A 3,068-nucleotide genomic window follows, 5' to 3' on the forward strand; every position below is an offset into this window, starting at 1 on the left:
GGGGAGCACACCGCTCCCCGGCCCGGGGCCCGTCGTCGTCCGGGGCCGGTTCAGCCCCAGTTGCCCACCAGCGGGGTCCCGCCGTCGCCGGCCGTCGCCCGGTAGACGGTCAGGTCGCCGTTGACCGCCGCACCGGACCAGGAGCGGTCGGACGGGCGGTAGACGCCGATGCTGTCGGTCCCGGTGCCGTCCCAGTCGCCCCTGACCGGGATGTCGCCGGTGTTGCCGTAGGTGATGCTCCGGACGTGCTCGGTCGTGTTGGAGTCGTTGAGGTGGAAGGTCCGCGTCTGCGGGTCGTAGACCGCGACGGTCGTCGTGCCGTTGCCGTCCCAGTCGCCGACCAGCGGCGTCCAGTCGGGGTTGCCCAGCTTGAGCGGGGGGTTGGCGTTGACGTTGTCGTCGCTGAGGTGGAAGGTCTGGTCGCTCGGGCGGTAGACGCCGATGGTGGTCCGTCCCTGCCCGCTCCAGTCGCCGGCGAGCGGGACGTCGTCCAGGTTGCCGTACCGCACCGGGGCGCCGATGGTGCCGTCGGGCCCGGGCAGGAAGAACTCCCGGGTGCTCGGGCGGTAGTAGCCGAGGGTGTCGACGCCGGGGCCGTTCCAGTGGCCGGTCAGCGCGATGTCACCGGCGGCGCCGACGGTGGCCCGGCCGATCGTGGCCCCGTTGTGCGAGGCCTGGGTCACGGTGCGGTCGGCCGACCGGTGGAAGCCGACCGAAGACGGGCGGCGGGCGGGCGTGCCGTTGACGATCGCACTGCCGGTCGCCTGCTGGTGGGCGACGGTCTTCGGCAGGTCGGCCGGGGTCCCGGTCACCCAGCGGAAGGGGTGCAGGTAGACGACGCGCGGGTCCTGCGCGGCGACGGCCTCGTACTCGGCGTTGAAGGCGGCCATCTGCGCGTCGCCCGTGGTCTCGCAGTCGTTCGCGCCCCGGTTGGCGTCCGGGTAGAGCATGAGGTGCTGGTCGGGCGAGGCGAGCTTGGACTTCAGGAGCCCGACCAGCTCCTGGACGCGCCCGCGGCCCTTGCAGTAGTCGTTGGCACCGATGATGTCGACGCCCGCCGGGGCGCGGTTCACGTTCGGGTCCCACCAGAGGGAGACCGCCGCGTAGTCGAAGATCAGCAGCTTGTCCGGGAAGGCGGCCCTGAGCTGGTCGGCCTGCTTCTGGACCTGGGCGGGGCTCATCTGCCGCCAGTAGGCCTCGTCGGAGAGGTAGACGGCGCCGACCTTGTCGAGGTTGGAGCCGATCCTGGCCTTCAGCCTGCCGAGGTTGTCGGTGACGACGGCGTCCGGCTTGGGGAAGAGCGTGTCACCGGACTTGTCGACGGTCTCGTGGTTGATGTCGATGACGCAGGAGGCCGGCAGGCAGCGGTCCAGGAAGTCCAGCTCGGGCTGGTCGTGCCGCAGGTAGCCGTTGAAGTTGGTCCAGGGCGCCACCGCGGGGGTGTGGTCGACCATGTCCTCCTCGGGGGAGCCGTTGCGGGTGGCGTAGTAGCCGTAGTAGCCGAGCCCGCCCAGCATCGACACCCGGAGGTCGTCCACGGTGGTGACCCGGCCCGGCGCCGACTGGTGCGAGCCCAGCACCACGTACCCGTCCCGGGGCAGTTCGCCGGTGGTCGGACCGGAGAAGACCGTCGTCCCGTTGACGGTCACGGTGGCGCGCCCGGTGGCCCCGCTCGCCAGCGTCAGCGAGACGGCGTACGAGGGGGCGGCCGGGACGGCCGGAAGCGTGCCGGCGGTGCCGTTCTGGAAGAGTGCGAGGCCGCCGTCCGCCTGCACCCGGAGGCCGAGCGCGACGTCGGGCGCGTCCACGGCGCCCGTGCCGTTGCTCGCCCGGCTGACCGCCAGGGACGCCGAGCCGGTGCCGGTGGTGCTGCCGGCGACGGGCGTCAGGACGGCGCGGACGGTGTACCGGCCGGTGAGGTCCGCGGTGGCCGGTTTGGCGAGGCGCACCGCGGCCGTCCCCCGGGGGAAGGAGAGCACGTTCGGGTGGGCCGGGGAGTTGACCTGCGCCGCGCCCGGGGCTGGGTCGGTGACCAGGCCGGCGACCCCGGACTCGGCGGTGTAGCCCGAGGAGAGCAGGGTCGGCTGGCGGGCGCTCAGCTCCTGGTTCAGCCCGGAGTCCGACCCGCTGGAGGGGGCGCCGTCGAAGGTGTCGACGAGGGGCCTGGCGGTGGCGCCGACGGAGGTGTCGACACGGCTGACCGACAGGCCGTGCCCGGCCCCGTCGCCGAAGGTGGTCACCTTGGCCGGATCGGCCTCCAGGTAGGCACCCAGGTAGAGGAAGGCGCTGCCGGGCCAGCGGGTGACCCCGGCCGGGGCGGTGGCGGTCAGCGCGGTGCCGTTCACGGTGAGCGCGACCGAGCGGTCCGCGCCGGTGGACACCGTCAGCGAGACGGCGTAGCGGTCGGCGGGGGCGACCGTACCGGACCAGAACGGGGTCTCGCCGCCGTGGTGGAGGGCCAGCCTGCCGTTCGACCCGACGGTGAGGCCGAGGTCGACGTCGGCGTTGGTCACGTAGCCGGCGCTGCGGTGGCTGCGGCTGAGCACGATCGACGCCCACTCGCCGCTGGTGGTGTCGCCCACCGAGGGGTCGACCACGGTCGAGACGGTGTAGTGGCCGGTGTCGTCGGCGACGGCGGGCGCGCCCAGCATCACGGCGGAGATGCCCTTGCCGAACACCAGGCGGTCGGGCTGCTCGGGGGAGCTGACCCGGACGAACGACGGGTCGGCGGGGGCGGTGGTCCACCAGCGGCCGGAGACCCGGGTGTAGGAGACCGTCCGCTCCCCGGCCGGCGGCGACTGCCGGGCGGAGAGGTCGTGGTCGGGGGCTCCGTTGAGTCCGTAGAGCGGTGCGGTGGCGAGCGAGGGGCTCTGCCGGAAACTGTCGCCGAAGGCGCGGGTGGCGGTCAGTTGTGCGGGTGCCGGGTCGTTCGGGCTGTCCGGGCCGGCTGCGGGGGTGGCGGGGGTGGTGGCAGAAGCGGTGGGGGCGGCGACCGCCGGTGTGGCGGCCGCCGCGGGTATCAGGGCGAAGGCGAGTGCCGTGGCCGCGGCGCCGAGCGCGCCCAGCAG

1 pseudogene is annotated in these 3,068 nt (G+C 73.8%); it reads right to left on the reverse strand.

The window, feature by feature from the left end:
* Positions 1-50: 50 nt before the first annotated feature.
* Positions 51-3,068: pseudogene (locus ACFCX4_RS35640) on the reverse strand (hypothetical protein); the annotation flags it as partial.

The sequence above is a fragment of the Kitasatospora sp. NPDC056327 genome (genome assembly GCF_042261735.1).
Lineage (GTDB): Bacteria > Actinomycetota > Actinomycetes > Streptomycetales > Streptomycetaceae > Kitasatospora.